Consider the following 26,854-nt stretch of genomic DNA (forward strand, 5'->3'; position numbering starts at 1 on the left):
AATATATCATCTTTTTTCATGCGGATGTTCGCTTTGCGGGAAACTTGTGATCCCTTGCACAGCAAGGGCTGTAAATGATTTATCCAGAAGGCTTATGATCTTCATGCTGCTAAGTTAAATGTTATTTGGTCGTTCAATTCAGAAAAGAAACCATAAAAACCACGATAATAAATAAGGCATAAATCACATTAAATAAAGGAAACCATAAAAACCATAGCTGCCATTAAAACTTCGCTTTTAATATGCCATTCCTCACATAAAGTAGGCCTTTGTGACTCTAAGCTGAACGCACAAAATAACTAAGGGGCTTATTATGAGCACAACTGACGATTCTTTCTCTGTTACCCACGACCCGATTGAAATTCAGCGGCCATCCCTCAAGGAGCGGTGGTGGCATATTATGGATACCTGGAAAATCGGGATTATTCCTCTGCCGCTGTTCGTTCTGGCGGGCGCGCTGATCGCGATTGATTGCCTGGGCGGAAAACTGCCGAGCGATATCGTGGTGATGGTGGCGACGCTGGCCTTCTTCGGCTTTGCCTGCGGTGAGTTCGGCAAACGCCTGCCGATTGTCGGCAAGCTTGGCGCGGCGGCGATTTGCGCCACCTTTATCCCTTCCGCACTGGTCTACTACGGTTTGCTGCCGGACGTGGTGGTGGAATCTACGACCAAATTCTACAAATCCACCAACATTCTCTACCTCTATATCTGCTGCATTATCGTCGGCAGCATCATGAGCATGAACCGCACGGTGCTGATTCAGGGTTTCCTGCGCATCTTCTTCCCGATGCTGTGCGGTGAAATCGTCGGCATGATTGTTGGCATGGGCGTGGGGCTGGCGCTGGGCCTGGAGCCGTTCCAGATCTTCTTCTTTATCATTCTGCCGATCATGGCGGGCGGCGTCGGGGAAGGGGCGATTCCGCTTTCCATCGGCTATGCCACCCTGCTGCATATGGACCAGGGCGTAGCGCTCGGCCGCGTGCTGCCGATGGTCATGCTCGGCGGGCTGACGGCAATCATCATCTCCGGCTGCCTGAACCAGCTCGGTAAACGCTACCCGCACCTGACCGGTGAAGGCCAGCTGATGCCTAACCGCGCGAATGCCGATACCACCGTCTCTCAGCCTGCGTTTTCCGGTAAAGCGGACGTGACCACTATCGCCTCCGGCGCGCTGCTGGCGGTGCTGCTGTACATGCTGGGCATGCTCGGCCACAAGCTGATTGGCCTGCCTGCGCCCGTTGGCATGCTGTTTATGGCGGTGCTGGTGAAGCTCTGCAACGGCGCTTCTCCGCGCCTGCTGGAGGGTTCGCAGGTGGTGTACAAATTCTTCCAGACCTCCGTAACCTACCCGATCCTCTTCGCCGTTGGCGTGGCCATTACCCCGTGGCATGAACTGGTGGCCGCCTTCACGCTGACCAACCTGCTGGTGATTATCAGCACCGTTTCTGCGCTGGTGGCGACCGGGTTCTTCGTCGGTAAAAAGATTGGTATGCACCCGATTGATGTCGCCATCGTCTCCTGCTGTCAGAGCGGACAGGGCGGTACCGGCGACGTGGCGATACTGACCGCAGGCAACCGCATGAGCCTGATGCCGTTCGCCCAGATTGCTACCCGTATCGGCGGGGCGATTAACGTCTCCATCTCTCTGCTGATTCTGGGCAACTTCCTCGTTTAAGTTTTCAGGAAAGAACAATGAAACTCGCAAGCTTTTTATACCAGGGAAAACGCAGCTACGGCATCGTTCAGGCCGAGGGCGTGATTGATTTAGGCCGCCGTCTCGGCGACCGCTACGGCGACCTTAAAGCGCTGCTGCAGGGCAACGGGCTGGCGTTGGCCACCCGTTACCTGAACGACGCGGTGGATGTACCGCTGAACGCCATCACCTTCTTGCCGGTGATCGTGCAGCCGGAAAAAATCCTCTGCGTGGGCATGAACTACGCCGACAAACGCAAGGAGTTTGACCAGCACAACCCGGCCCCGACGCTGTTTGTCCGCTTCCCGGACTCACAGACCGGCCACAACGAGCCGGTACTGAAGCCGCGCCACTCCAGCGAATTCGACTACGAAGGCGAGCTGGCGGTGATCATCGGTAAGGGCGGGGAGAACATCAGCCGCGATGACGCCCTGCGCCACGTGGCGGGCTACAGCTGCTACATGGACGGCTCCGCCCGCGACTGGCAGCACACCTGGTTCACCGCCGGTAAAAACTGGCGTCAGACCGGGGCGTTTGGCCCCTGGATGGCGACGGCGGATGAGATCCCGGATCCGCACAGCCTGGCGATCCGCACCTGGCTTAACGGCCGCATGGTGCAGGAGGACAACACCAGCAGCATGATCCACAAGGTCGCGGAGCTCATCGAGTACATCAGCACCTTTACCCGCTTAAGCCCGGGCGACGTGATCATCACCGGCTCCCCGGGCGGCGTGGGTAAAAAGCGTAACCCGCCGCTGTTTATGAAAGAGGGCGATCGCATTGAGGTGGAGATCGAGCATATCGGTCATCTGAGCAACGTGATCGTGGAAGCGCCAGCCGTCGGGCTTGCGGCGGCACACTGAGAAAGGCGGCATGAACAGTCAACCCATCGATTTTCGCCAGACGCTGGTGGCGAAACACCCGGAACGCTTAAGCCAGATCCGCTACCTGCTGGCAGACAGCGGCCTTGGCCTGGACAACGACATCACGCTGTTTGTCGAAGCCTGGTCCGGCGCGCAGCTGGTGGGTTGCGCAGGACTTGCCGGCAACGTCATCAAATGCGTGGCGGTCAACGAGCAGCTTCGTGGGGAAAACCTCAGCGCGCGGCTGCTGGCAGAGGTGGAAAATGCGGCGCTGGAGCGCGGCCATTTTCACCTCTTCCTCTGCACCCGTCCGTGCAACCGGGAGCGCTTTGCCCGCAGCGGCTTCTGGCCAATTGCCCAGAGCGGGAACAACGCAGTGCTGATGGAGAACACCCCGCAGGGGATCGCGCGCTACTGCCGTACCTTAAGCCGGATGCGAAAGGGCGGGGAGAAAACTGGCGCGATAGTGATGAACGCCAATCCGTTCACCCTCGGCCACCGCCATCTGGTGGAGCAGGCGGCGCAGCGGTGCGATGCCCTGCATCTGTTCGTGGTGCGTGAAGACGCCTCGTTCTTCCCGTTCAGCGCGCGTCTCGAGATGGTGCGCGCAGGCGTGGCCCATCTGCCGAACGTGGTGGTGCATGAAGGCTCGCAGTACATCATCTCCCGCGCCACCTTCCCGGCCTACTTCCTGAAGGAGACCGGCAAAGTGCAGCAGGCGTGGAGCGAGATCGACGTGCTGATCTTCCGGGACTTCATCGCCCCGGCGCTCGGCATCACGCACCGCTTCATCGGCTCGGAGCCGTTTTGCGACATCACCCGCCAGTACAACCAGACGCTGCACGATCTGCTGGCTTCGCATATCGAGGTGGTGGAGATGCCGCGCATCAAGGCCACCGGCAACGCCATTTCGGCGTCCGAAGTGCGCCGTTTACTCAAGACACAGCAGTTTTCCCGGATCCGGGAGATCGTCCCGGACTCCACCTTCGCGCATCTCGAAACACACTATCGTGCGAGTGCGGAAGTCGCATAACTATCAGGAATTTATCATGAATATTGTAAGGGAGGCGCTGGCCGGAACGCAGGAGTCCAGCGACCTGATGGTGAAAATCGCCCCCGCTCACGGCGAGCTGGAGATTGTCATCCACAGTGAAGTGATTAAGCAGTTTGGCGAGCAAATTCGTCAGGTGGTCAACGACACGCTGCGCGCCATGAACGTGCGCCAGGGGCTCATCATTATTGAAGACAAAGGGGCGCTGGACTGTGTTATTCGCGCCCGCCTGCAAAGCGCGCTGATGCGTGCCGCCGATGAACAGGCCATCAACTGGGAGGCGCTGAAATGAGCAAACTCCGCCGCAGTATGCTGTTCCTGCCGGGCGCTAACGCCGCCATGCTTTCCACCGCGTTTATCTACCGCCCCGACTCCATCATGTTTGACCTTGAGGACGCCGTCGCCCTGCGTGAGAAGGACACCGCGCGCATGCTGGTTTTCCACGCGCTACAGCACCCTATGTATCAGGATATCGAAACCGTGGTGCGCATTAACCCGCTCAGCACGCCGTTTGGCCTGCTGGATCTGGAAGCCGCCGTGCGCGCGGGCGTGGACGTGATCCGCCTGCCAAAAACCGACACCCCGGACGACGTCTACGAGCTGGAAGGCCATCTTGAGCGCATTGAACGCGAGTGCGGCCGCGAGGTCGGTTCCACCCGCGTGATGGCGGCGATTGAGTCGGCCATTGGCGTCATCAATGCCGTGGCGATTGCCCGCAGCTCCCCGCGCCTCATCGGCATCGCGCTGGCCGCCTTTGACTACGTGATGGACATGCAGACCGAGCGCGGCGACGGCACCGAGCTGTTCTACGCCCGCTGCGCCGTGCTGCACGCCGCCCGCGCGGCGGGCATCGACGCCTTCGACGTGGTGTGGTCAGACGTTAACGACGAGGCCGGGTTCCTTCGCGAGGTCGATCTGATCCGCAAGATGGGCTTTAACGGCAAATCGCTGATTAACCCGCGCCAGATTGACCTGCTGCACAACGCTTATGCACCGACGCAGGAAGAGGTGGATCACGCCAAAAGGGTGATTGAAGCGGCAGAAGAGGGCGAGCGTAACGGCCTGGGCGTGGTGTCGCTCAACGGCAAAATGGTGGATGCACCGATTATTAACCACGCGCAGGTGGTGCTGGAGCGCGCGGCGGCTTCCGGCGTGCGTCGGTAAGGATAAGACAATGAATCAGACTGAACTTCTCCACGTAAACTTCCCCCATCTGCGGGACCTGAAACCCTTTGATACTGCCCACAGCGCCACGCCGTGGCTGGCGGACAGTGACGCGAAGCACAACCGTAAGCTCTGTGCCTCCCTTGAAGAAGCCGTAGCGCGCAGCGGCCTGCAGGACGGGATGACCATCTCCTTCCACCATGCCTTTCGCGAAGGCGACCGGGTGATCAACACCGTTGTGGCGCTGCTGGCGCGGATGGGATTTAAAAATTTGACTCTGGCCTCCAGCTCGCTGATGACCTGCAACGACGCGCTGATCGAGCATATTGAAAGCGGCGTCATCACCCGGATTTACACCTCGGGCATGCGCGGCAGGCTGGCGGACGCCATCTCCCACGGGCTGATGGACGAGCCGGTACACATTCACTCCCACGGTGGGCGCGTGAAGCTGCTCCAGGACGGCGAGCTGAATATCGACGTGGCGTTTCTCGGCGTGCCGTGCAGCGATGCGTTTGGCAACGCTAACGGCACGCACGGTAAATCGTGCTGCGGCTCGCTCGGCTACGCGATGGTGGACGCGCACTTTGCCCGTAAGGTGGTGCTGCTGACCGAAGAGCTGGTGCCGTTCCCGAATATGCCCGCCAGCCTGGTGCAGGACCAGGTGGACTACATCGTGCAGGTGGAGAGCGTGGGCGATCCGGCGAAAATCAGCGTCGGCGCGGCGCGCGTCACCAGCAACCCGCGCGAGCTGATGATCGCCCGCTATGCGGCGGACGTGATTGAACACTCCGGCTATTTCAAACCGGGCTTCTCGATGCAGACCGGCTCCGGCGCGGCGGCCACCGCCTGCACCCGCTTTATGGAAGAGAAGATGGAGCGCAGCGGCGTGAAGGCGCGCTTTGCGCTCGGCGGCATCACCGGCAGCCTGGTGGATCTGCTCGAGAAGGGGCTTATCGAAAAGCTGCTCGACACCCAGTGCTTTGACGGCCAGGCGGCGGCTTCGCTGGCGCGCAACCCGAACCACGTAGAGATCTCCACCAACATCTACGCCAACCCCGGCAGCAAGGCGGCAAGCTGCGACCAGCTCGACGTGGTGATCCTCAGTGCCCTGGAAATTGACGTTGATTTCAACGTCAACGTCATCACCGGCTCCGACGGCGTGATGCGTGGCGCATCCGGCGGGCACTGCGACGTGGCGGCGGCAGCCAACCTGACCATCGTGGTCGCGCCGCTGCTGCGCAGCCGCATTCCGACGGTGGTCAAGCGCGTCACCACGCGCCTCACGCCGGGGGAGAGCATCGACGTGCTGGTCACCGACCACGGCATCGCAGTCAACCCGGCGCGCCCGGAGATCCGCGAGCGGCTGCTGGAGGTCGGGCTGAAGGTAGTGGACATTAGCGCGCTCTATGAGCGGGCGATTTCCCTGACCGGCGTACCGAAACCGATTGAATTTACCGACAAAATCGTCGGGGTGATCCGCTACCGCGACGGCAGCGTGATCGACACCGTACGACAGGTGAAGGAGTCAGTATGATTTTAGCGACACCCGTGCGGGCGGGTGTCAGCCTGGAGGAACTGCTGGCGGCGAAAGAGCGTCGCGCAGCCCGTCAGGCTGACATGCTTGAGCACTATAAACAGCCGGTGATCTCCCTCACGCTGGTCACGCCAGGGGAAATCAAGGACAGCCTGCGCTATCGCAACACCATGGGCGTGGCGCTGCAGATCTGCGACCAGCTGCTGTGGGAGAACCGCTGGCAGGTGCTGGACCGCCAGGTGCTGTGGCTGCCCACCGGACCGGAAGCCTTGTGGTGCGTCGCCCATGCGGCGGCGGAAATCAAAGCGCACTGCGCGGAACTGGAGCAGACGCACCCGCTCGGCAGGCTGTGGGATCTGGACGTGATCTGCCCTCAGCACGGCCACGTCGGGCGTCAGTCGCTGGGGGCAAACCTCAGGCGCTGTCTGATCTGCGACGAGCCCGCGCATGCCTGCTCCCGTTCGCGCAATCACCCCGTTGAGCAGGTTGTTTCCCGCGTGGAGAAGACGATCGATGACTGGTTTGCTCGCGACTAAACCGCGCCCGATTGATGTGCCCGCGCTTGCCGAAGCGGCGCTGTGGCAGGAGCTGGAGCTGACGCCCAAGCCGGGGCTGGTGGACAAGCTCAACAACGGTTCCCATCGCGATATGGACCACGCGCTGTTTGTCCGCAGCATCGCGGCAATTACGCCGTGGTTTTCGCGCTTTGCTGAACTCGGTAACGTGCATGCGGATAAACCCGCTGACGCACAGCTGCGGATTATCCGCCCGATGGGGATGGCCTGCGAGCAGGCGATGTACGCCGCGACGAACGGCGTGAACACCCATAAGGGCGGGATTTTTGCTCTCGGCCTGCTGTGCTTCGCTGCCGGGCGTGTGAAAAATGTCTCTGCGGACAGCCTCTGTTGTGAGGTGAGTAACATCTGCAGCGGGCTGGTGTCGCGGGAACTGGCAGCGCGCAGCGGGCAGGCGACGGCAGGCGAGCGGCAGTTTCAGCAGTACGGCTTAACCGGGGCGCGAGGCGAGGCGGAGAGCGGCTTTGCGACGGTGCGTAAGGCGCTGGGGCAGTGGAACGGACAGTCGCTTCACGGCCTGCTGTTGCGCCTGATGGCGGTCAATCAGGACAGTAATCTCGTGTCACGCGGCGGCATTCAGGGGCTGCGCTACGTTCAGGGCTATGCGCGGGAACTGCTGGCTAACGGCTGGAATCGCGAGGCGTTGCTTAAGATGGATAAGGCACTGATTGAACGAAACCTGAGTCCGGGCGGCAGCGCGGATTTGCTGTCGGTGGGGTGGGTGCTCTCTGCAATAAAATAGCCGGGTGGCGCTAACGCTTACCCGGCCTGCTCTCCGTGCTTTTGTAGGCCCGGTAAGCGAAGCGCCACCGGGCACAACAATTAATGCGCAATCGGCTGTGTACCGTGCGCTGTGCGAACGTGCTTGTACTTGAACAGCGCGAGGAACGCGAAGAACAGCACCAGCGAATACGCCGCGAAGATCAGCCACACGGGCTGCCAGTCGGTGATGCCGTTGGTGGTGTACATCTCAACCACTTTACCGCTCACCACGCCGCCCAGAATACAGCCGAAGCCGTTAGTCATCATCAGGAACATGCCCTGCGCGCTGGCGCGGATTTCAGGCTTCACCTCTTTTTCCACAAACACCGAACCGGAAATGTTGAAGAAGTCGAAGGCGCAGCCATAAACAATCATCGACAGCACCAGCAGCACGGTGCCGAACGCGCTCGGGTCGCCGTAGGCGAACAGGCCGAAGCGCAGCATCCACGCGGCGATACTGATCAGCATGACGTTTTTGATGCCGTAGCGACTCAGGAAGAACGGGATGGTCAGGATGAACAGCGTCTCGGAGATCTGCGAGATGGACATCATCACCGACGCGTGCTCAACGATAAAGCTCCCGGCAAACAGCGGATCGTTATCGAAGCTGTGCAGGAAGGTGTTGCCGAACATGTTGGTGATTTGCAGCTCCGCGCCCAGCAGCATGGAGAAGATAAAGAAGATCGCCATGCGCTTGTTTTTGAACAGGGCGAAGGCATCCAGGCCAAGCATGGTGCTCCAGCTCTGGTTTTTCTGCTGATTAGATACCGGAATGGTTGGCAGCGTCAGGGTGAACAGCGCCAGCAGTACGGAGAGCGCAGCACCAATATACAGCTGCATGTGGCTCAGCTCGAAGCCCGCGAAGCTCACGCCCCACATCGCCATGATAAAGCCGATGGTGCCCCAGATACGGATTGGCGGGAAATCGGTGACGATATCCAGGCCGGCAGATTTCAGGCGGTAGTAGGAGATGGAGTTGATCAGCCCAAGCGTTGGCATATACGCCAGCGAGTTAAGCAGGATCACCATAAACATCGCCCCCGGCGTGGTCACTTCGGCCGCCATAAACAGCGTCCCCGCACCCACCAGATGGCAAAGCATATACAGCCATTTCGCACTTAACCATTTATCCGCCACGATACCGAGCAGCGTTGGCATGAAAACAGCCGCAATACCCAGCGAGCTGTAGACGGCACCGATTGACGCACCATCAAACTTGAGCGTCACAAACATATAGGAGCCGAGTGTAGTCAGCCAGCTACCCCACAGGCAGAACTGCAGAAACGACAAGATTTTAAGCTGCAGCTTAAGGTTCATGTTACTTTCCTCACAAGTGAGCGGGAGATATGTTGTTATAGGAACATTCAGGGTTGTTATTTGATGCAATTCTATCAGTTGGCAACGATATGTTTTGTTACCTCCCGCAAAAAAATGCAATCCACATTAATTTGCAGTTTGGATTGTGATGCAAATAACATTTTCGTATGGGTGGAGGATAGGTGCGGCCTGATGCCCTCACCCTGACCCTCTCCCACAGGGAGAGGGGAAGCAGAACCCCTTCTCCCTGTGGGAGAAGGAGGGCCGATCACCGACGACGATAGTTTTTCTGCGCCGTATTCACCTTATACAGGTACCGGCGGGATTCCGCAGACGGGTGGCGGGTGGTGAGGGTGGAGTAAACATCCCCCGGCGCCATGCTGTTGATGATGTTCGCAGCCTGCACTTTGTCATTCGAGAAGACGCGCAGCACGCTGCCCGCACCGCCGTTATAGGCGGTGATCACCGCATAGCGACGCGACGTCGGGTTATCAATTCCGCCGAGATAGACATTGTTCAGCATTGCCAGATAGGCCGTGCCGGTATCAATGTTGCTTTGCGGATCGAACAGATAGCTGCGGCTCGGCGTGCCGGATTTCCCCTGCGAGCGGAAGACGTCTTTACCGGCGCTGTGCTGGACAACCTGCATCAGCCCCAGCGCGTCGGAACGGCTGACCGCGTACGGGTTGAACGAGGATTCGGTCTGCATAATCGCCAGGATCAGCGACTCGTCCACGCCATACTTACGCGACGCCTGACGCACCATGCCCAGATACTTATGCGCACGCTTGTCGAGGTGGTTCGGGACAAGGTTAATGGTAACGCTGTAGATAATCTTCAGGCCGTTAGAGCGGCTCTTCAGGCGCGTCTGCAGCAGGTAGTCGGCAAATTTCGTGGCGCGACCTTCCCAGCGGATCGGCTGTCCGGTCTGGTCGACAACCTGACCGTACAGGAACGGCTCTTTCGAAATGGTGATGTCGTCCGCATCGGAGTAGAGATCGATAGATCCCGGATCGTCACCCATCAGCAGGGTTTTGACGATCGCCTGACGCAGCCGTGCCGCAGGGTCGGTGCCTGCGATGGTCTCAATGGTGATCGTACCCTCATCAAAGTTGATGTGGCTACGGGTCAGATAGGCGTCGGTGTACTTAACGTAGTCCTTCGGTCCGGCAATAAGAACTTCGTTAAATCCCCATATGTTCTCGATGTTATGGGCAAACTGCCCCATCAAAATGTCAAAACCGTTGGTGTCCTTGACCCAGGCTTCGTTGTAATCATCGCCTTTTTTGGACGAGCACGAGACCAGCAACGGCGCAACAAGGGCTAGCGCTAAAAGTTTTTTCATCATTCCGGGAGTGCGTGTTGTGTTTGCTTTAACGGCGGGGTTTCACCCGCACGCTGTTATTTTTCCGGCGGCGTATAGCCTTCGATGTGGACGTCTTTGCCCTCGAACAGGAAGTTCACCATCTCCTGCTCCAGCAGCTTGCGGTGCTCCGGGTTCATCATGCTGAGCTTTTTCTCGTTGATCAGCATGGTCTGTTTTTTCTGCCACTGTCCCCAGGCTTCTTTGGAGATCTCGTTATAGATGCGCTTGCCCAGGTCGCCCGGGTAGAGCTGGAAATCCTGGCCTTCAGCGTCGCGCTGCAGGAAAGTACAAAAAATGGTTCTGGCCATACGTATTCCTCTTTGTGTTGCCGATGCTAAACCATTGCACCGGCACGTAATTGCTGTAACAGGCGCTCCACGGGAGCCGCCAGCCCGACTGATGGCGGTTGCGCTAAGTTATACCAGAGAGCGGTGCCTTCATCCATGCAGGAGGTGAATGAGGACACGGGAAGCCACATCGGTACTATATCCAGATGGAAATGGCTGAAGGTGTGGCGAAACGCGGTCAGCTGCGTCAGGGTATCTGCCGCAATGCCGCGCTGTTTAAGCCATTCACGCAGCAAGTTTTCATCTTCAAACTGTGGGAAGCAGTATAGACCACCCCACAGACCGCTCGGCGGACGCTGGGCGAGGAAGACGTCGTCACCGTGCTGCATCAGCAGCATATAGCCGGTGCGCTCCGGCAGCGTCTGTTTGGGTTTCTTACCCGGATACTGCGCCCATGACTGGTTGGCATACGCCACGCAGAGGTTGTTCACCGGGCAGAGTTCGCACTTCGGTTTTGAGCGCGTGCAGACCATCGCGCCAAGATCCATCATCGCCTGGTTAAAACGCTCTACGCCCTTCGCCGGGGTGACCGCTTCAGCGATCTCCCACAGGCGTTTTTCAACGTCTTTCTTACCCGGCCAGCCGTCAACGGCGTAGCAGCGTGCGAGCACGCGCTTCACGTTGCCGTCGAGGATCGGGAAATGCTTGCCTAATGAAAGGGAGAGGATCGCGCCTGCGGTTGAACGTCCGACGCCGGGTAAATCGGCAACCTCGTCGAAGGTTTCCGGGAATTTACCTTTGTGGCGGGTGGCGACCTGCTGCGCGGCCTTGTGCAGGTTGCGCGCGCGGGCGTAATAGCCCAGCCCGGTCCACAGGTGCAGCACTTCGTCCAACGGCGCGTTTGCCAGGTCGGTGACCGTCGGGAAGCGTGCCATAAAACGCTCGAAGTAAGGGATTACGGTGGCGACCTGCGTTTGTTGCAACATCACCTCGGAGAGCCATACTTTGTAGGGCGTTTTTTCAATTTGCCAGGGCAGGGTTTTACGCCCGTATTTGTCGTACCAGTCCAGCACCTGGGCTGAAAATTGAGAGGCTTGCATGGTCATCGATTCGCATAATCAGGGACGCAGATTGCAGCACAGCGTCAATCTGCTGTAAACCGGATCTTTCCCATGCTTGCATAGAAGCCTTAACTTTGGATAATGCCCGTTTCCCGAACATTCTCACAAGCAGACAACTCTTTTATGAAAAACGACGTCATTTCACCGGAATTTGATGAAAACGGTCGCCCGCTGCGCCGTATTCGCAGCTTTGTCCGCCGTCAGGGCCGCCTGACCAAAGGGCAGCAACACGCGCTGGACAACTACTGGCCGGTGATGGGCGTTGAGTTCAGCGAGCAGCCGCTCGACTTTACCGAGCTGTTTGGCCGCGACGCGCCCGTCACGCTGGAGATCGGGTTTGGTATGGGCACCTCGCTGGTCACTATGGCGAAAGCGCGCCCGGAGCAGAACTTCCTCGGCATTGAAGTACACTCGCCGGGCGTCGGCGCGTGCCTGGCAACGGCCCACGAAGAGGGCGTTGAGAACCTGCGCGTGATGTGTCACGACGCGGTGGAAGTGCTGCACAAAATGATTCCTGACAATTCTTTGAACATGGTTCAGCTCTTTTTCCCTGACCCATGGCACAAAGCGCGTCATAATAAACGCCGTATCGTTCAGGCACCGTTTGCCGAGCTGGTGAAAAGCAAGCTCAAGCTGGGCGGCGTTTTCCACATGGCGACCGACTGGGAACCTTATGCGGAACACATGCTGGAAGTGATGTCGTCGCTGGACGGGTACAAAAATCAGTCCGAGAGCAACGACTACGTACCGCGTCCGGAATCGCGTCCGGTGACAAAATTTGAACAGCGTGGCCATCGTCTTGGTCACGGCGTATGGGACTTAATGTTCGAGAGGGTGAAATAATGGCAAAGAATCGTAGCCGTCGTCTGCGTAAAAAGATGCACATCGAAGAATTCCAGGAAGTGGGCTTCTCCGTTGCCTGGCGTTTCCCGGAAGGAACCAGCGTTGAGCAGATCGACCAGGACGTTGATGCGTTCATCAACGAGGTGATCGAGCCAAACAAGCTGGCCTTCGACGGTAGCGGCTACCTGGCATGGGAAGGTCTGATCTGCACCCAGGAAGTGGGCAAATGCACCGAAGAACATCAGGCCCTGGTTCGCAAATGGCTTGAAGAGCACAAGCTGGAAGATGTCCGCGTGAGCGAACTTTTCGACGTTTGGTGGGACTAATAAAGCAGTAAGCGGGCCAGCATTAGCTGGCCCATTTTGTCTGAGGGAGTGTTTAAGATGCGCAAAACGTTGCTGGCTGTTGCTTTGATGGCAACCGGATTCACCGCCCATGCGGATTATCAATGTAGCGTCACCCCGCGTGATGACGTGGTGTTAAGCCCGCAAACCGTGCAGGTCAAAGGCGAGAACGGCAATCTGGTGATTACGCCGGAAGGGAACGTCACCTTTAACGGCAAACAGTACAACCTGACTGCCGCACAGCGTGAGCAGGCGAAAGATTATCAGGCCGATTTGCGTACCGCGCTGCCATGGATTAATGAAGGCGCCCTGACGCGCGTCGAAAAGAGCCGCGTCGCGCTGGACAAAATCATCACTAAAGAGGTGGGGGAGAGCAGTAATATGCGCTCCCGCCTTACGAAGCTCGACAAGCAGCTAAAAGAGCAGATGAACCGCATTATCGAGAAGCGCTCTGATGGCCTGACGTTCCACTATAAGGCGATCGATCAGGTCCGCGCCGACGGCCAGCAGCTGGTGAACCAGGCGATGGGCGGCATCCTGCAGGACAGCATCAACGAGATGGGCGCCAAAGCCGTGCTGAAAGGCGGCGGTAACCCGCTGCAGGGCGTGCTGGGCAGCCTGGGCGGCTTGCAGACTTCCATTCAGAACGAGTGGAAGAACCAGGAAGATGATTTCCAGCAGTTCGGCAAAGACGTGTGTAAACGCGTGGTGTCGCTGGAAGACAGCCGGAAGGCGCTGGTGGGGACGCTGAAGTAAGTTCTCTGAGCGCTGGGCCCCTCACCCCATCCCTCTCCCCAGGGGAGAGGGTGTAATTGTTCCCTCTCCCTGTGGGAGAGGGTTAGGGTGAGGGCATCAGGCAGCGCAGTCGTTGCCTGATAGCCATTAACACCTCCTCCTCGTTTGTCCTGAATTCGTTATTCCAGAACCGTAGTATTTCCCAGCCGTTCGCATTCAAAAATTCAGTACGACGTGAATCATAGGTTTCGTTATTCTGATGTTGGCCACCGTCCAGCTCGATAATCAGCTTTGCCTTAAAACAGGCAAAATCCACGATATATGCACCAATCGGCATCTGGCGGCGAAACTTATAGCCAAAGAAGCGGCGTCCCCTGAGTAAATACCAGAGGCGTAACTCTTCGGGCGTCATTTGTTTACGGAGTTGTTTTGATTTTTCCATCCCCACACTCTGCCAGCCTTTCCCTTAGCTGGCAGAACGGGATGCGAAATCCTGAATCAGCCTTCAGGAATCTTCAGCGAGGAACAGCTCAAGAAGGGAGTTTAAGAACAGCTTGCCGTGCTCGGTGATCTGCCAGCATTCCTCACTCTCGGTGAGATACCCCTTTGCCAGCGCTTCGTCAATCTGCGGACGAATCACCGATTCCGCCAGGCCGGTGTACAGCGAAAACTCCGCGCGCGGCGCGGCTTCCAGCAGGCGGAAACGGTTCATAAAGAACTCAAACGGCTTATCCGCCGCCTCAACGTCGTGCTGACGCTCCAGGTAGCGGCCTTCCATATACCCGCGCGGGTGGCGGGTTTTGGCGGTGCGAAGGATGCGACCATCCGGGAAGGTCACCTTGCCGTGGGCGCCGCAGCCAATCCCCAGATAATCACCAAAACGCCAGTAGTTCAGGTTGTGCTGACACTGGAAGCCCGGCTTCGCGTAGGCGGACGTTTCATACTGCTGATAGCCGGCAGCGGTCAAAAGCGTGTGGCCCTGCTCGAAGATATCCCACAGCGCGTCGTCATCCGGCAGCACCGGCGGGCGTGAGCCAAACAGCGTGTTCGGCTCGATGGTGAGCTGATACCACGACAAATGCGGCGGGTTCAGTTCAATTGCCTGGCGCAGGTCGTCCAGCGCCTCTTCCAGCGACTGATCCGGCAGGCCATGCATCAAATCGAGGTTAAAGCTGCGCAGCCCAAGCCCCGTTGCCAGGTTCGCCGCGCGCTTGGCCTCTTCCGGGCCGTGAATGCGACCCAGACGCTTCAGCTTCGGCTCGCTAAAGCTCTGCACGCCGATGGAGATGCGGTTCACGCCCGCGCGCTGATACTCGACAAAACGGTCGGCCTCAACGGTGCCAGGGTTGGCTTCCATCGTAATTTCCGCATCCGCCGCCAGGTTCAGGCGCGCACGCACGCCGTCCAGCAGCGTCTGCATTGCCGGGCCTGACAGCAGGCTCGGCGTACCGCCACCAATGAAAATGGTCTTAACTTCACGTCCCTGCGCGTACGGCACATCGGCGTTCAGGTCGGCCAGCAGATGCGCGACGTAGTCATCGTGCGGCACTTCGCCCTTCAGCGCGTGCGAATTGAAATCGCAGTACGGGCATTTCTGCACGCACCACGGGATATGAATATAAAGACTCAGAGGCGGCAAATTAGCCATTACGCAGTGCTTCCAGTAACAGTTTCAGCGCGCGTCCACGGTGGGAAATCGCGCTTTTCTCTTCGCGGGTCAGTTCCGCAGCGGTTTTGCCCTCGGTCGGGACAAAGAAAATCGGGTCGTAGCCAAAGCCGCCGTTGCCAGCCGCTTCACGGGTAATCACGCCCGGCCAGCTGCCGTGACAGACAATCGGCGTCGGGTCTTCTGCATGACGCATGAAGACCAGCACGCAGTGGAACTGCGCGGTACGCTGTTCGTCGGGAACGTCCTTCAGGGCCACGAGCAGCTTTTCCAGATTCTGCTGGTCGGTGGCGTCCACCCCGGAATAGCGCGCGGAGTAAATTCCCGGCGCGCCGCCGAGAAAATCCACGGCCAGACCGGAGTCGTCGGCAATCGCGGGCAGGCCGGTTACCTGCGCCGCATGGCGCGCTTTCAGAATGGCGTTTTCGATAAACGTCAGGCCCGTCTCTTCGGCGGACTCCACGCCCAACTCGGTCTGGGCCACCACGTCCAGCCCAAAATCATTTAATAGCGAGGCCAGCTCGCGCACTTTACCGGCGTTACCGGTCGCGAGAACAACTTTCTGCATGGTTTAGTCCTGTTCTGTCAGAGCCGCGACTTCCGTCGGGATAGATTGCGGATTAAGGATTTTTACCTGTTTATGCCGCCCAAGTTCACCTTTTTCAATGATGACCTGGCTTTTGGCGACGCGAAACTGTTTTGCCAGATATTTGGTCAGATGCGCGTTCGCCTGGCCATCGACCGGTGGGGCGGTGATGGCGACCTTTAGCTCGTCGCCATGCAGCCCAACAATACTGTCACGGCTGGCTTTCGGCTGAATATACAGCCGTAAAACCAGCCCGTCGGCGCAGGTGCTTACTGCACTCATAGCGCCATCCACAGCCCCGGCAGCAGCATATCGCCCGTAGACTGGAGCAGTTCGGCGATCCCCATGTTGATCACATAGAGCAGCAGCACCAGGATCATCGGGGAGAAGTCGATGCCGCCCATGGACGGGAGCAGGTTACGGATCGGACGCAGCAGCGGCTCGGCCAGCTGAATCAAGGCGTACTCTACCGGGCTACGTCCCTGGCTTACCCAGCTCATGATCGCCATCACCAGCAGTACCCAGAAGATCAGCAAACCGACGGTTTTGATCAGAATCAGGACGGCGGCAATCCAGATAATCGGCTGGAAGGTGATGACCATAAACAGCACGATGGCTTTGAGCACGCTCAGAATAAACGCCACCAGCAGCGAAGCGCTGTCGATGGGGCCCATGGCCGGGATAATACGGCGCAGCGGTCCGACAACAGGTTGCGTGATTTTCACGACAAACTGGGAGAACGGATTGTAAAAGTCACAGCGGGCCCACTGCATCCAGACGCGCAGCAAAAGCGCCATCGTGTACAGCTCAATGACCGTTGAGAGCAGGAAAGTCAACGTCTTCATGGCGTTCCTCAGGTTTCCTTATTATTTGGTGTAGTCGCGCGCACCGAAAATGGCTGTGCCGATGCGCACCATAGTGCTGCCTGCCGCGATGGCGGCTTCCATATCATCCGACATGCCCAGTGAAAGCGTGTCTACCGTTTCATAGCGCGCTTTAAGCGCCTCAAATGCTACAGCCATTTGCTGTGCCACGGCAAACTGCCTTTCATAACTTGACTCAGGTGCCGGAATGGCCATCAGCCCGCGCAGGGTTAAGCGCGGCAGGGCGGCCACCTCTGCGGCCAGCGCATCCAGCTCGCTCAGCGCAATGCCGGACTTGCTGTTTTCATCACTGATGTTGATTTGAATCAGCACGTTAAGCGCAGGCATCTCCGCCGGGCGCTGGTCGCTCAGACGGGAAGCAATACGCAGACGGTCGATGGTATGGCACCAGTCAAAGTGCTCTGCTACCAGACGGCTTTTGTTCGACTGCAGGGGACCAATAAAGTGCCATTGCAGATCGGACGTCTCCTGCTCCTGGAAGTAGCGAATTTTATCCACACCTTCCTGCACGTAGTTTTCGCCAAACGCCCGGTGACCTGCAGCAATCGCTTCTGCGATGGCGCTCGCAGGCTTGGTTTTGCTGACTGCAAGTAGCGTAATTTCTTCTGAAGCACGGCCGCAACGCGTTGCAGCGGCTGAGATTTTGTCCCGGACCTGTGCCAGGTTATGCGCAATGTCGTTCATTTTCCGAGGAGTAGTCTATGGATGTGGAAGAAATTGTGGCCCTTAGTGTAAAGCATAACGTCTCCGATCTACACCTGTGCAGTGATTCACCACCGCGCTGGCGCAGATTGGGCCGCCTTGAGCCGGCCCCGTTTCCGCCGCCGGATGTCGGGGCGTTGCTAAAGGCGTGGCTCAACGACGAACAGCAGGGCGCATGGTGGGCAAACGGGCAGGTCGATTTTGCCGTGACGATCGCAGGAGACCAGCGTCTGCGCGGCAGTGCGTTTAAGCAGATGAAGGGCATCTCCGTTACCCTGCGGCTGTTGCCGCGTTCCTGTCCGCAGCTCCCTTCGCTTGGGGTGCCGCGCGCTATTCCCGAACTGTTGTCCAGCGACAATGGGTTGATTCTGGTAACGGGAGCGACCGGCAGCGGTAAATCCACCACGCTGGCCGCAATGGTCGACTTCCTCAACCGCCATACTGACGGCCATATCCTCACGCTTGAAGATCCGGTGGAGTTTATGTACCAGAGTGAACGTTGCCTGATTCAGCAGCGGGAGATAGGCCAGCACAGCCCGTCATTTGCAGAGGCGCTGCGCAGTGCGTTACGCGAGGACCCGGACGTTATTTTGCTGGGGGAGCTGCGCGACAGCGAAACGATGCGCCTGGCGCTGACGGCGGCGGAGACCGGGCATCTGGTGCTGGCGACGTTGCACACGCGCGGGGCAGCACAGGCGATTGAACGGCTGGTCGATACGTTCCCGGCGCAGGAGAAAGATCCGGTGCGTAACCAGCTGGCCGGCAGCCTGCGGGCAGTGCTGGCACAAAAGCTGCTTCCAGATCTTCAGGGCGGGCGCGTCGCGCTGTACGAGCTGCTGGTAAACACCGCGGCGGCGGCGAATCTGATTCGTGAGGGGAAGACGTGGCAGTTGCCCGGCATCATTCAAACCGGCCAGCAGGCGGGAATGCAGAACTTTGACCAGAGCCTGGCGGAGAGACGGGCACAGGGGCGGCTGTAGGCCCCTGCGTTAAAAGCCCTGTTCGAAGTAGCTTTCGAGGATGATAACGGCTGAAGCGGAGTCTACGCTGCCTTTGTTTAGCGCCCGGAAGCCACCGTGTTCAAACAGGCCTGCACGCGCTTCGACGGTGCTGAGACGCTCGTCGTGAAGCTTCACGGAGACGCCAAAGCGGCCATGGATTTTATTGGCGAATTTACGCGCGCGGGCGGTAAGCGGTTGCTCGGTGCCGTCCATGTTCAGCGGCAGGCCGACAATCACGTCGTCCGGCTGCCACTCTTTGAGCAGGCGCTCAATAAGGTTCCAGTCCGGCGTGCCGTCGTTTGCTTTCAGCGCCGTGAGCGGGCGGGCGGTGCCGGTGATCCGTTGACCCACGGCGACGCCGATGCTTTTGGTGCCGAAGTCGAAGGCGAGAAGGGTGCCGCTCATTACGCGTGCCCCGCTACGCCAGGCATGGTCAGAATATCGATGCCAATCAGCTTTGCCGCGTCACGCCAGCGATCGGCAATAGGGGTTTTAAACAGAATATTCATGTCCGCAGGTGCGGTAAGCCAGGCGTTATCGAGGATCTCTTGCTCAAGCTGGCCTTTTTCCCACGACGAATAGCCCAGCGCCACCAGCACTTCGGAAGGCTGTTCAGCGGTGCCCAGCGTTTCAAGCACGTCGCGCGAGGTGGTGATCACGGTGTTATCGGAGATGCGAATGCTGGAAGAGAATACCGGCGGGGTATGCAGGATAAAGCCGCGATCTTCGGCAAGAGGTCCACCCAGCATCACCGGTTTATCAAGCCGGATTTCCGGCAGGCGCGCTTCAGCCGAGATTTTCAGCTTGTCCAGAATCCCTTCAACCTGCAGGTTTTCCAGCGGTTTGTTGATGATAATACCCATCGCGCCGTCTTCATTGTATTCACAAATATAAACCACGGCGCGGCGAAAAATCGGATCCTGGAGAGCAGGCATGGCAATAAGAAAGTGATGCTGTAAATTCATTGTCAGAGGTACTGTTTCCTGGTTTAAAAAGCGACAGCGCCCAGTATGGGGATAAACCCAGGCGCTGTCACAGTTTATTTCTGTAAACGTTTTTCGATAGCGTCCATCAGCATTCCGGTGATCGAGATCGGGAACTCCGCTTCGATTTCGCGAATGCAGGTTGGGCTGGTGACGTTAACTTCGGTCAGGCGATCGCCGATGATATCCAGGCCAACGAAGATCAGGCCTTTGGCTTTCAGCGTTGGGCCAACGCGGCGGGCAATTTCCCAGTCGCTTTCGGTTAGCGGGCGCGGCTCGCCGCGGCCACCTGCCGCCAGGTTACCGCGGGTTTCGCCACCCTGTGGGATACGCGCCAGGCAGTAAGGCACCGGCTCACCGTCCACGACCAGCACGCGCTTATCGCCATCTTTGATCGCTGGAATATAGTTTTGCGCCATGCAGTAACGCGTGCCCAGCTCGGTCAGCGTTTCGGCAATCACGCCAATGTTCGGGTCGCCTTCCTTCACGCGGAAAATAGACGCGCCGCCCATGCCGTCCAGCGGCTTCATGATGATGTCGCCGTGCTTCTGCCAGAATTCTTTCAGCTGCGCTTTGCTGCGGGTGACCAGCGTTTCCGGCGTCAGGTCAGAGAACCAGGCGGTGTAAAGCTTCTCGTTGCAGTCGCGCAGGCTCTGCGGCTTGTTGACGATCAGCGTCCCTTTCTCTTCGGCACGCTCAAGGATGTAGGTGCTATAGATGTATTCGGTGTCAAACGGCGGGTCTTTACGCATCAGGATGACGTTGAGGTCGGCCAGGGCAATGTCCTGCTCGGTGCCGAATTCGTACCATTTGTCGTAGTTCTGCTCGACGTTAACGATGCGGGTGCGTGCGCGGGCTTCACCGTTGATCAGATAAAGATCGTTCATCTCCATATAGTGGAGCTCATAGCCACGACGCTGCGCTTCCAGCAGCATGGCGAAGCTGGAGTCTTTCTTGATGTTAATGTTTGCGATGGGATCCATCACGATGCCGAGCTTTATCATGTTCTTCTCCGTTTATACTTCAACCCAGATCGCCAAACCGTACCTGTAGCGCGGTTATGGCCGTGAGTGCCGTTGTCTCAGTGCGCAGAACGCGAGGTCCCAACAGAATATCAGTAAACTGGTAGCGCGCCGTCATCGCAATTTCGTCAGCCGACAGGCCGCCTTCGGGGCCAATCAGCAGGCGTACGCGCTCAACGGGCAGCGGCAGCGTATTGATGCTGGCGCTGGCGCGCGGATGAAGATTGAGCTTCAGCCCGCTATCCTCTTCTGCACACCAGTCCTCCAGATCCATCGCCGGGCGGATCTCCGGAATACGGTTGCGGCCGCTCTGTTCGCAGGCCGCAATGGCGATTTTCTGCCACTGCTGGATCTTTTTGTTCAGACGTTCCGCATCCAGTTTAACGCCACAGCGCTCGGAAAAAAGTGGCGTAATGAGGCTTACACCCAGCTCAATGGATTTTTGAATGGTGAACTCCATCTTTTCTCCGCGCGACATCACCTGCCCAAGGTGGATGTGCAGCGGCGATTCACGGTCGTCCACTTCGCCGCGCAAGACATTCACATGCACGCTTTTTTTATCCGCCCGCGTGATTTCCGCGTCGAAAACCTGATTAGAGCCGTCGAACAGCTGTATTGCCTGGCCAGCCCCCATGCGCAGCACGCGGCCAACGTGGTTAGCGGCGTCGTCAGACAGGGCGATTTCGCGGCCTGCGGTAATCAGTTCAGGGTGGTAAATGCGGGGAATGCGCATAGTCAAAAATTCCATATGTCATGCGGTATAAGCGAATTGCCGTAGTGTAGGTTAGCTCTTTTGCGCCTGGCAAGCCCGCTGGACGTAAGGGTTATGATTCCCCTGGACTCTGGCGATACGTTCGTCGCGCTGGCATTCCCATTCCGTCACCGGATACTGCTTATCCCAGGCATTGAACAGCTGCGTCTGCTGGCGTGAAAGGTTGAGGTCATAACGGTCACGCATGTAGAAGTAGGTGCGGGCGATACTGCCGCGCGCGCGGGCAGGGGGCTCGGCGACTTTCTCTTTGAAATCTACCTTCATACCGCACTGGCCGTACTGGCCTTCGCCACCGTTCCACTGGCTGTACATGAAATTGCCGCGATCGCCGTTCACTTCACCTACCGCAGGCTGCAGGTTATGCATGTCGCTTTCCATCTGGCGATAAACCGGATCTTTGGCGCAGTTTTTACGTCCGCCGTCCTGCCAGCACTGGCGCTGGTGACCAAACTGCCAGGCCGGAACGACATGCTCCCACTCGATGCGGCTGGCGCGGTTTTCGTTTTTACGCACCTTATAGCCGCAGGATTCGAGGTCAACGACCCCTTTTTTGCCCTGCCAGTTAATTTTGCAGCCGCAGTAGAAATCGCCCGGCACATCGGCGTTCACCTTCACGCCTGCTGCCTTGGCCTGGGAAAAACTGTTGATACCGTCGGCCAGGGCCTGACCGGAAAGCGCCGTCGCCAGAAAAGCGACCGCGAGAGAAACATTACGGGACATCTTACACTCCGTGTCAAAACGAGCCCGCAACGTAACGAATGTTGTTCCTGTATGCAATCAGTCAGATCAGAAAAGTTCCTGAAAGTTCAGGCGATTACTCCGCAATCAGCGGTTCGCCGCATTTGACGCAGCGGTAGGTCGCCTCGCCGCGCACCACGCGGTTATGGCGGCGGACGGTAAGCTGGTGCTGCTGGCACTGGCAGCGGTAGGGGAAGGTGTTGCGGCGCACCGATTCCAGCTCAAACTGATGGGTACGGCGCGCCGGAACGTCGAGCACCGCTTCCATCATCCACTTCCACTCTTTTCCATGCGGCGCGACGCGTCCGAAGTGTTTCCACACCAGCAGGTGCGCCAGCTCGTGCGGCACCACTTCTTCAATAAACGCCTGCTGGTTTTCCATCATCAGCACCGGGTTCAGGCGGATCTCGTACGATTCCAGCCAGGCGGTGCCGGCTGCGGTGCCGCGCTGCTGATAGACCAGCTTCGGTTCAGGGTAATTACGGCCGAGTTTCAGATTCGCCTGGGCAAGTTTTTCCCGCAGGCTGCGCATAACGGCTTGCTGAATGGCGATGGGGAGACGGGGAGCTTTCATAGGGGCAGAGCATAAAGCGGGAAGCGGGGAGGCGCAAGAGGCGCCTCCCGCAAGAGGATCAGTCGTGGGCGCCGATTTCGCGCAGCGGACGACCTTTCATCAGGTTACGTTCAATATGTTCCAGAGAAACATGTTTGGTTTCTGGAACCAGCCAGACGGTCAGCACAATAAAGAAGATGTTCAGACCGGCGTAGACCCAGAAGGTGGTGGCATTGCCCAGGGTGTTGAGCATGGTCAGGAACGTTGCGCCGACGATCATGTTGGCAATCCAGTTGGTTGCGGTAGAGCAGGTGATACCAAAATCACGCCCTTTCAGCGGCTGGATTTCAGAGCACAGTACCCAAATCAGCGGACCGGCGCTCATCGCAAACCCGACGATAAACATTAGCAGCATGCCCACCGCGAAGTACTGGGCGGTTGGGGAGTGGATGCCCACATGCATCATCGTACCGAGAACGCCCATACCTGTCGCCATCACCAGGAAGCCCAGGGTCAGGGTTGGCTTACGACCCCAGCGGTCCACCAGGCCGATGGCGATAAAGGTCGCCAGCACGTTGGTCAGGCCCACAATAACGGTGCCCCACATCTGCTCGGTGGTGTTGGTGTAGCCCGCCAGTTCAAAGATTTTTGGCGCGTAGTACATGATGACGTTCATCCCGGTGAACTGCTGCATCACCTGCAGCAGCACGCCGAGGAACACCGCCCGACGGAAGTTGCTGTTCTCTTTAAACAGCGCCCAGCCGGACTGTTTTACCTTCAGGCTTTCGCGGATCTCTTCCAGCTCGTTTTTCGCTTCCGCGCTGGTATCGCGCAGGCGGAGCAGCACGCGTTCGGCATCAACGAAGCGGCGCTTGGCGGCAAACCAGCGCGGGCTGTCCGGCAGGAAGAAGACGCCAATCAGCAGCAGAATGGCCGGGATGATGATCACGCCGAGCATCCAGCGCCATGCGCCGCTGTAGCTGAACGCGGTATCGGACAGGTAAGCGCCGAGAATACCGATGGTGATCATCAGCTGGTACATGGAAATCATGCTGCCGCGGATTTTCTCCGGCGCAATTTCGGAGAGGTAAAGCGGGGCGGTGTAAGACGCCACGCCCACCGCAAGGCCCAGCAGCACGCGGGAAAGAATTAGCACTTCAACGTTAGGGGCGGCAGCGGAGAAGAGCGAACCGGCGACGAAGAGGATCGCACCGATCATCAGGCTCTTTTTGCGTCCGAGCTTGAAGGAGAGCCAGCCGCTGCCGACGGCCCCAACGGCCGCACCGAACATCATGGAGCTAACCACCCATTCCTGGGTATGCGCGTTAATCTGGAATTCGTCTGCGATGAAGGGAAGAGCGCCGGCAATGACGCCGATATCCAGGCCAAAGAGTAATCCTGCCAGGGCGGCGAGGAAGCAGACGAAGAAAGTCATCGCCTTGTTGGACGTACGCCCCTGTTTTTTATTGTCAGGCATTATGCCCTCCAGTTGGGTTATCAGTTTTATTGATGATAAGGGTAGGTGAGCGACCCGTAAAAATATGTGAGATTAATCACAATGGTGTAATCGGTTACACTAACGTGCAACCGTAAAAATTATTAAAGCTTTGAAAATATAGAGGTAAACGAGGTGATGCGCATCGCGTTTGTTTGAATTTCAGACTTAACTGAAAGGAAATGTAACAGCAGAAGAAAGGCGAACATGCAAAGAGATTATTCTGAAAGCGGAGTGGTGCCGGTGCGGTGTAATCGCTTTCAGTTGTGCGGCTTAAGCCGCCACCCGACATAAAAAAAGCCAGCATACTTGAGTATACAGTTAATAGGGTGTTTATTGATTGTGACTTGAAAATAATGATTACATATTAATGTTTTGGCCTACATCTTAAGATGTACACACTGTGTATAGCGGTGTGTACGATATTCTTCCTAAAAATTTCGGCTATTTGCATTCTGAGGTAGGATCGCAAATTTAGCCAAGAATTTAAATCCATCCCCTTTTGTGCAAAATCTGGTTGACATTCGCAGATTGACTCCAGTACCGTTCTGTGCAAAAAGTGGTTGGAGTCCAGAATGAGCGAATTTACGGGATCGGCAGCTTCACAGGCTGACTTTATTTGGAAGAATGCGGAAGACCTTTGGGGGGACTTCAAGCATACGGACTTTGGCAAGATCATTTTGCCGTTTACCCTGCTGCGCCGCCTGGAGTGTGCGCTGGACCCGACCCGCGAGGCGGTGAGAGAAGCGCATGACGCTTTCAAGGATGCCGATGTTGAGCTGGATACCATTCTGCGCTCAACCGCTGAATACCCCTTCTACAACACCTCTGAATACTCCCTCGGTACCCTGGGTAGCACCAAGACGCGCCGCAATCTGGAAGACTACATCGCCCTGTTTTCGGATAACGCCCGCGCTATCTTCGAGGAGTTTGAATTTGGCAATACGGTGATCCGGCTGGAGAAAGCGGGCTTGCTGTACAAGATTTGCCAGAACTTCGCCAAGATCGACCTGCACCCGGACGTGGTTCCGGATCGGGTGATGAGTAACATCTACGAACACCTAATTCGCCGCTTTGGTGCCGAGGTCAATGAAGGGGCCGAGGACTTCATGACGCCGCGCGACATCGTTCACCTGGCGACCGCATTGCTACTTGACCCGGATGATGCCCTGTTTGAGGCCAGCCCCGGTTTGATTCGTACTCTGTATGACCCGACCTGTGGCACGGGTGGCTTCCTCACCGATGCCATGAACCATGTGGGCGACTACGGTAACCGCGACAAGATCCCGCCAGTGCTGGTGCCGCACGGGCAGGAGTTGGAGCCGGAAACCCATGCGGTTTGTGTGGCCGGTATGCTGATCCGCCGTTTGGAGTCCGACCCTGGCCGAGATCTGTCGAAGAACATTCGTCAGGGTAGCACGCTGTCCAACGACCAGTTTGCCGGTGAGCGTTTCCACTACTGCCTGTCCAATCCGCCTTTCGGCAAGAAATGGGAGAAGGACAAAACCGCCGTCGAAGCGGAACACAAAAAAGGTGAGTTGGGCCGTTTTGGGCCGGGCCTGCCGAAAATTAGCGATGGCTCCATGCTGTTTTTGATGCACCTGGCGAGCAAGCTAGAACTGCCGATCAACGGCGGTGGCCGCGCCGCTATTGTGCTGTCCGGTTCGCCACTGTTTAACGGCGGTGCCGCGTCTGGCGAATCGGAAATACGCCGTTGGTTGCTGGAAGACGACCTGATTGAAGCCATTGTAGCTCTGCCAACGGATCTGTTCTTCCGCACCAATATCGCCACCTACCTGTGGATTCTGTCCAACAAGAAGCCGCAGGAGCGCAAAGGCAAGGTGCAGTTGATTAACGCCACCGACCTGTGGACTTCAATCCGCAACGAGGGCAACAAACGCCGTATTGTCAGCGATGAGCAGCGTCGCCAGATTCTGGACATCTACGCCACAGGCGAAACCGGAGCGCTTTCCCGGATGATGGACTACCGTACCTTTGGCTACCGCCGTATCAGGGTCCTGCGCCCGCTGCGCATGACCCTGGAGCTGGATAAGGTGGGTATGGAGCGGCTGGAAGCCGAAGCTGCCTGGGAAAAGCTCTCTGACGCGCATCAGACATTCTGGCGCGAAGCCCTCAAGCCGCTGATCGGGCAAACGCAGCCCTATAGCTGGGCAGAAACCTTTGTTAGGAACTCTATCAAGTCCGATGAAGCCAAGCAGCTCAAGGTCAAATCCAACAAGACATTGATCACCGCGCTAATCAACGCCTTTGGTCACAAAGACCCGAAAGCCGAGCCAGTCACGGATTCCAACGGCGAGCTGGTGCCAGACACTGATTTAACTGATTACGAGAACGTCCCCTATCTGGAGGACATCGACGACTACTTTGCTCGCGAAGTGCTTCCTCATGTGCCGGATGCCTGGATGGATGAGAGCTTTACCGATGCCAGGGATGGTCAATTGGGCCGCGTTGGCTATGAGATCAACTTCAACCGCTTCTTCTACCAGTACCAGCCGCCGCGCAAGCTGCAAGATATTGATGAAGACCTGAAGCAAGTAGAAGCCGAGATTGCCGCGCTACTGGCGGAGGTGGCCAGCGAATGAGCCAGTACAGAGCATATCCCGCATATAAGGATTCCGGTATTGAGTGGATTGGGCAGGTGCCGGAGCATTGGAAGGTAGCGAGAGTCAAGCGACTGGCGTCATTGCGCAATGAACGACGAAATGATGTATCTACTGATACCATTTATATCGGACTTGAGGATGTAGAAGCAGGATCAGGGCAGTACAAGCCAACG

30 protein-coding genes are annotated in these 26,854 nt (G+C 57.7%); 13 read left to right on the forward strand and 17 right to left on the reverse strand.

Annotated elements, in window-relative coordinates:
• The first annotated feature begins 313 nt into the window (after nucleotides 1-313).
• From ACMWL8_RS15785 to citG, 8 genes are read left to right on the forward strand one after another with little or no spacing between them, the layout of a single operon-like run.
• Nucleotides 314-1,675 (forward strand): 2-hydroxycarboxylate transporter family protein, encoded by a 1,362-nt coding sequence (locus ACMWL8_RS15785; RefSeq protein ID WP_045260777.1) that lies wholly within the window; start codon nucleotides 314-316, stop codon nucleotides 1,673-1,675.
• A gap of 17 nt (nucleotides 1,676-1,692) precedes the next feature.
• Entirely contained in the window at nucleotides 1,693-2,556 is an 864-nt protein-coding gene (locus ACMWL8_RS15790; RefSeq protein WP_028014386.1) for a fumarylacetoacetate hydrolase family protein, read from the forward strand.
• A gap of 10 nt (nucleotides 2,557-2,566) precedes the next feature.
• A complete protein-coding gene (citC, locus tag ACMWL8_RS15795; protein ID WP_028014385.1) occupies nucleotides 2,567-3,589 on the forward strand; it encodes a [citrate (pro-3S)-lyase] ligase in 1,023 nt (340 codons plus the stop codon).
• A gap of 16 nt (nucleotides 3,590-3,605) precedes the next feature.
• The gene (gene citD, locus ACMWL8_RS15800; RefSeq protein ID WP_028014384.1) at nucleotides 3,606-3,899 is read left to right on the forward strand and encodes a citrate lyase acyl carrier protein; all 294 of its coding nucleotides are present in this window, start codon (nucleotides 3,606-3,608) and stop codon (nucleotides 3,897-3,899) included.
• The gene (citE, locus tag ACMWL8_RS15805) at nucleotides 3,896-4,771 is read left to right on the forward strand and encodes a citrate (pro-3S)-lyase subunit beta (RefSeq protein ID WP_028014383.1); all 876 of its coding nucleotides are present in this window, start codon (nucleotides 3,896-3,898) and stop codon (nucleotides 4,769-4,771) included. Before citD ends, citE begins: the two co-directional genes overlap by 4 nt.
• 10 nt (nucleotides 4,772-4,781) lie before the next feature.
• A complete protein-coding gene (gene citF / locus ACMWL8_RS15810) occupies nucleotides 4,782-6,305 on the forward strand; it encodes a citrate lyase subunit alpha (protein ID WP_241276715.1) in 1,524 nt (507 codons plus the stop codon).
• On the forward strand, nucleotides 6,302-6,841 hold the full coding sequence (citX, locus tag ACMWL8_RS15815) for a citrate lyase holo-[acyl-carrier protein] synthase (protein WP_045260775.1): 540 nt from the start codon (nucleotides 6,302-6,304) through the stop codon (nucleotides 6,839-6,841). Before citF ends, citX begins: the two co-directional genes overlap by 4 nt.
• Nucleotides 6,819-7,622: a triphosphoribosyl-dephospho-CoA synthase CitG gene (citG, locus tag ACMWL8_RS15820; protein WP_045260774.1), complete on the forward strand. Its 804-nt coding sequence runs from the start codon at nucleotides 6,819-6,821 to the stop codon at nucleotides 7,620-7,622. Before citX ends, citG begins: the two co-directional genes overlap by 23 nt.
• An 80-nt stretch (nucleotides 7,623-7,702) precedes the next feature.
• Here the strand turns inward: citG and ACMWL8_RS15825 are convergent, their stop codons facing one another.
• From ACMWL8_RS15825 to mutY, 4 genes are all read right to left on the reverse strand, one after another.
• On the reverse strand, nucleotides 7,703-8,959 hold the full coding sequence (locus ACMWL8_RS15825) for a nucleoside permease (protein WP_041908317.1): 1,257 nt from the start codon (nucleotides 8,957-8,959) through the stop codon (nucleotides 7,703-7,705).
• Between the two features lie 268 nt (nucleotides 8,960-9,227).
• Nucleotides 9,228-10,304 carry a membrane-bound lytic murein transglycosylase MltC gene (gene mltC, locus ACMWL8_RS15830; RefSeq protein WP_045260773.1) on the reverse strand — a complete coding sequence of 359 codons (1,077 nt, stop codon included), beginning with the start codon at nucleotides 10,302-10,304 and terminating at the stop codon, nucleotides 9,228-9,230.
• A 56-nt stretch (nucleotides 10,305-10,360) separates the two neighbouring features.
• Entirely contained in the window at nucleotides 10,361-10,633 is a 273-nt protein-coding gene (locus ACMWL8_RS15835; protein WP_003862425.1) for an oxidative damage protection protein, read from the reverse strand.
• A gap of 26 nt (nucleotides 10,634-10,659) precedes the next feature.
• Nucleotides 10,660-11,712: an A/G-specific adenine glycosylase gene (gene mutY / locus ACMWL8_RS15840; protein ID WP_200891422.1), complete on the reverse strand. Its 1,053-nt coding sequence runs from the start codon at nucleotides 11,710-11,712 to the stop codon at nucleotides 10,660-10,662.
• A gap of 144 nt (nucleotides 11,713-11,856) precedes the next feature.
• Here mutY and trmB point away from each other — a divergent pair, with 144 nt between their 5' ends.
• From trmB to ACMWL8_RS15855, 3 genes are read left to right on the forward strand one after another with little or no spacing between them, the layout of a single operon-like run.
• Nucleotides 11,857-12,576 carry a tRNA (guanosine(46)-N7)-methyltransferase TrmB gene (gene trmB, locus ACMWL8_RS15845; RefSeq protein WP_028014376.1) on the forward strand — a complete coding sequence of 240 codons (720 nt, stop codon included), beginning with the start codon at nucleotides 11,857-11,859 and terminating at the stop codon, nucleotides 12,574-12,576.
• Nucleotides 12,576-12,902, forward strand: a complete 327-nt coding sequence (locus ACMWL8_RS15850) for a YggL family protein (protein ID WP_028014375.1) — start codon at nucleotides 12,576-12,578, stop codon at nucleotides 12,900-12,902. Before trmB ends, ACMWL8_RS15850 begins: the two co-directional genes overlap by 1 nt.
• Nucleotides 12,903-12,959: 57 nt before the next feature.
• Nucleotides 12,960-13,676, forward strand: a complete 717-nt coding sequence (locus ACMWL8_RS15855) for a DUF2884 domain-containing protein (RefSeq protein WP_045260771.1) — start codon at nucleotides 12,960-12,962, stop codon at nucleotides 13,674-13,676.
• Between the two features lie 82 nt (nucleotides 13,677-13,758).
• On the opposite strand, the gene ACMWL8_RS15860 is transcribed toward ACMWL8_RS15855, so the two are convergent.
• From ACMWL8_RS15860 to ACMWL8_RS15885, 6 genes are all read right to left on the reverse strand, one after another.
• Nucleotides 13,759-14,097, reverse strand: a complete 339-nt coding sequence (locus ACMWL8_RS15860; RefSeq protein ID WP_028014373.1) for an endonuclease domain-containing protein — start codon at nucleotides 14,095-14,097, stop codon at nucleotides 13,759-13,761.
• Nucleotides 14,098-14,160: 63 nt separating this feature from the next.
• Entirely contained in the window at nucleotides 14,161-15,303 is a 1,143-nt protein-coding gene (gene hemW, locus ACMWL8_RS15865) for a radical SAM family heme chaperone HemW (protein WP_045260770.1), read from the reverse strand.
• Nucleotides 15,296-15,889 carry an XTP/dITP diphosphatase gene (locus ACMWL8_RS15870; protein WP_045260769.1) on the reverse strand — a complete coding sequence of 198 codons (594 nt, stop codon included), beginning with the start codon at nucleotides 15,887-15,889 and terminating at the stop codon, nucleotides 15,296-15,298. The genes hemW and ACMWL8_RS15870 overlap by 8 nt, the downstream gene beginning before the upstream one ends.
• 3 nt (nucleotides 15,890-15,892) lie before the next feature.
• The gene (yggU, locus tag ACMWL8_RS15875) at nucleotides 15,893-16,189 is read right to left on the reverse strand and encodes a DUF167 family protein YggU (protein ID WP_014885193.1); all 297 of its coding nucleotides are present in this window, start codon (nucleotides 16,187-16,189) and stop codon (nucleotides 15,893-15,895) included.
• Entirely contained in the window at nucleotides 16,186-16,752 is a 567-nt protein-coding gene (locus tag ACMWL8_RS15880; RefSeq protein ID WP_045260768.1) for a YggT family protein, read from the reverse strand. Before ACMWL8_RS15880 ends, yggU begins: the two co-directional genes overlap by 4 nt.
• Before the next feature lie 21 nt (nucleotides 16,753-16,773).
• The gene (locus ACMWL8_RS15885) at nucleotides 16,774-17,475 is read right to left on the reverse strand and encodes a YggS family pyridoxal phosphate-dependent enzyme (RefSeq protein ID WP_028014370.1); all 702 of its coding nucleotides are present in this window, start codon (nucleotides 17,473-17,475) and stop codon (nucleotides 16,774-16,776) included.
• 17 nt (nucleotides 17,476-17,492) lie between these two features.
• On the opposite strand from ACMWL8_RS15885, the gene ACMWL8_RS15890 reads away from it, so the two are divergent.
• Complete coding sequence (locus ACMWL8_RS15890; RefSeq protein WP_045260767.1) at nucleotides 17,493-18,473, forward strand: type IV pilus twitching motility protein PilT; 981 nt, start codon at nucleotides 17,493-17,495, stop codon at nucleotides 18,471-18,473.
• A gap of 9 nt (nucleotides 18,474-18,482) precedes the next feature.
• Here ACMWL8_RS15890 and ruvX read toward each other — a convergent pair whose 3' ends face one another.
• The 7 genes from ruvX to galP form a co-directional block, all read right to left on the reverse strand.
• Entirely contained in the window at nucleotides 18,483-18,899 is a 417-nt protein-coding gene (ruvX, locus tag ACMWL8_RS15895) for a Holliday junction resolvase RuvX (protein WP_021242076.1), read from the reverse strand.
• A complete protein-coding gene (locus ACMWL8_RS15900) occupies nucleotides 18,899-19,459 on the reverse strand; it encodes a YqgE/AlgH family protein (protein ID WP_028014368.1) in 561 nt (186 codons plus the stop codon). Before ACMWL8_RS15900 ends, ruvX begins: the two co-directional genes overlap by 1 nt.
• 74 nt (nucleotides 19,460-19,533) lie before the next feature.
• Nucleotides 19,534-20,481: a glutathione synthase gene (gene gshB, locus ACMWL8_RS15905; RefSeq protein ID WP_033146605.1), complete on the reverse strand. Its 948-nt coding sequence runs from the start codon at nucleotides 20,479-20,481 to the stop codon at nucleotides 19,534-19,536.
• Between the two features lie 19 nt (nucleotides 20,482-20,500).
• Nucleotides 20,501-21,232 (reverse strand): 16S rRNA (uracil(1498)-N(3))-methyltransferase, encoded by a 732-nt coding sequence (gene rsmE, locus ACMWL8_RS15910; protein ID WP_041908327.1) that lies wholly within the window; start codon nucleotides 21,230-21,232, stop codon nucleotides 20,501-20,503.
• A gap of 51 nt (nucleotides 21,233-21,283) precedes the next feature.
• Nucleotides 21,284-21,991 carry a deoxyribonuclease I gene (endA, locus tag ACMWL8_RS15915; RefSeq protein WP_028014365.1) on the reverse strand — a complete coding sequence of 236 codons (708 nt, stop codon included), beginning with the start codon at nucleotides 21,989-21,991 and terminating at the stop codon, nucleotides 21,284-21,286.
• 94 nt (nucleotides 21,992-22,085) lie between these two features.
• Nucleotides 22,086-22,583 carry a SprT family zinc-dependent metalloprotease gene (locus tag ACMWL8_RS15920; protein ID WP_045260766.1) on the reverse strand — a complete coding sequence of 166 codons (498 nt, stop codon included), beginning with the start codon at nucleotides 22,581-22,583 and terminating at the stop codon, nucleotides 22,086-22,088.
• Between the two features lie 58 nt (nucleotides 22,584-22,641).
• Nucleotides 22,642-24,039 carry a galactose/proton symporter gene (gene galP, locus ACMWL8_RS15925; protein WP_045260765.1) on the reverse strand — a complete coding sequence of 466 codons (1,398 nt, stop codon included), beginning with the start codon at nucleotides 24,037-24,039 and terminating at the stop codon, nucleotides 22,642-22,644.
• Nucleotides 24,040-24,632: 593 nt separating this feature from the next.
• Here galP and ACMWL8_RS15930 point away from each other — a divergent pair.
• Complete coding sequence (locus tag ACMWL8_RS15930; RefSeq protein ID WP_028018376.1) at nucleotides 24,633-26,660, forward strand: type I restriction-modification system subunit M; 2,028 nt, start codon at nucleotides 24,633-24,635, stop codon at nucleotides 26,658-26,660.
• Nucleotides 26,661-26,854 lie beyond the last annotated feature (194 nt).

The sequence above is a fragment of the Enterobacter sp. 04-C-12-SI-ECC genome, from assembly GCF_047530715.1.
GTDB classification, from domain to species: Bacteria; Pseudomonadota; Gammaproteobacteria; order Enterobacterales; family Enterobacteriaceae; genus Enterobacter; species Enterobacter bugandensis.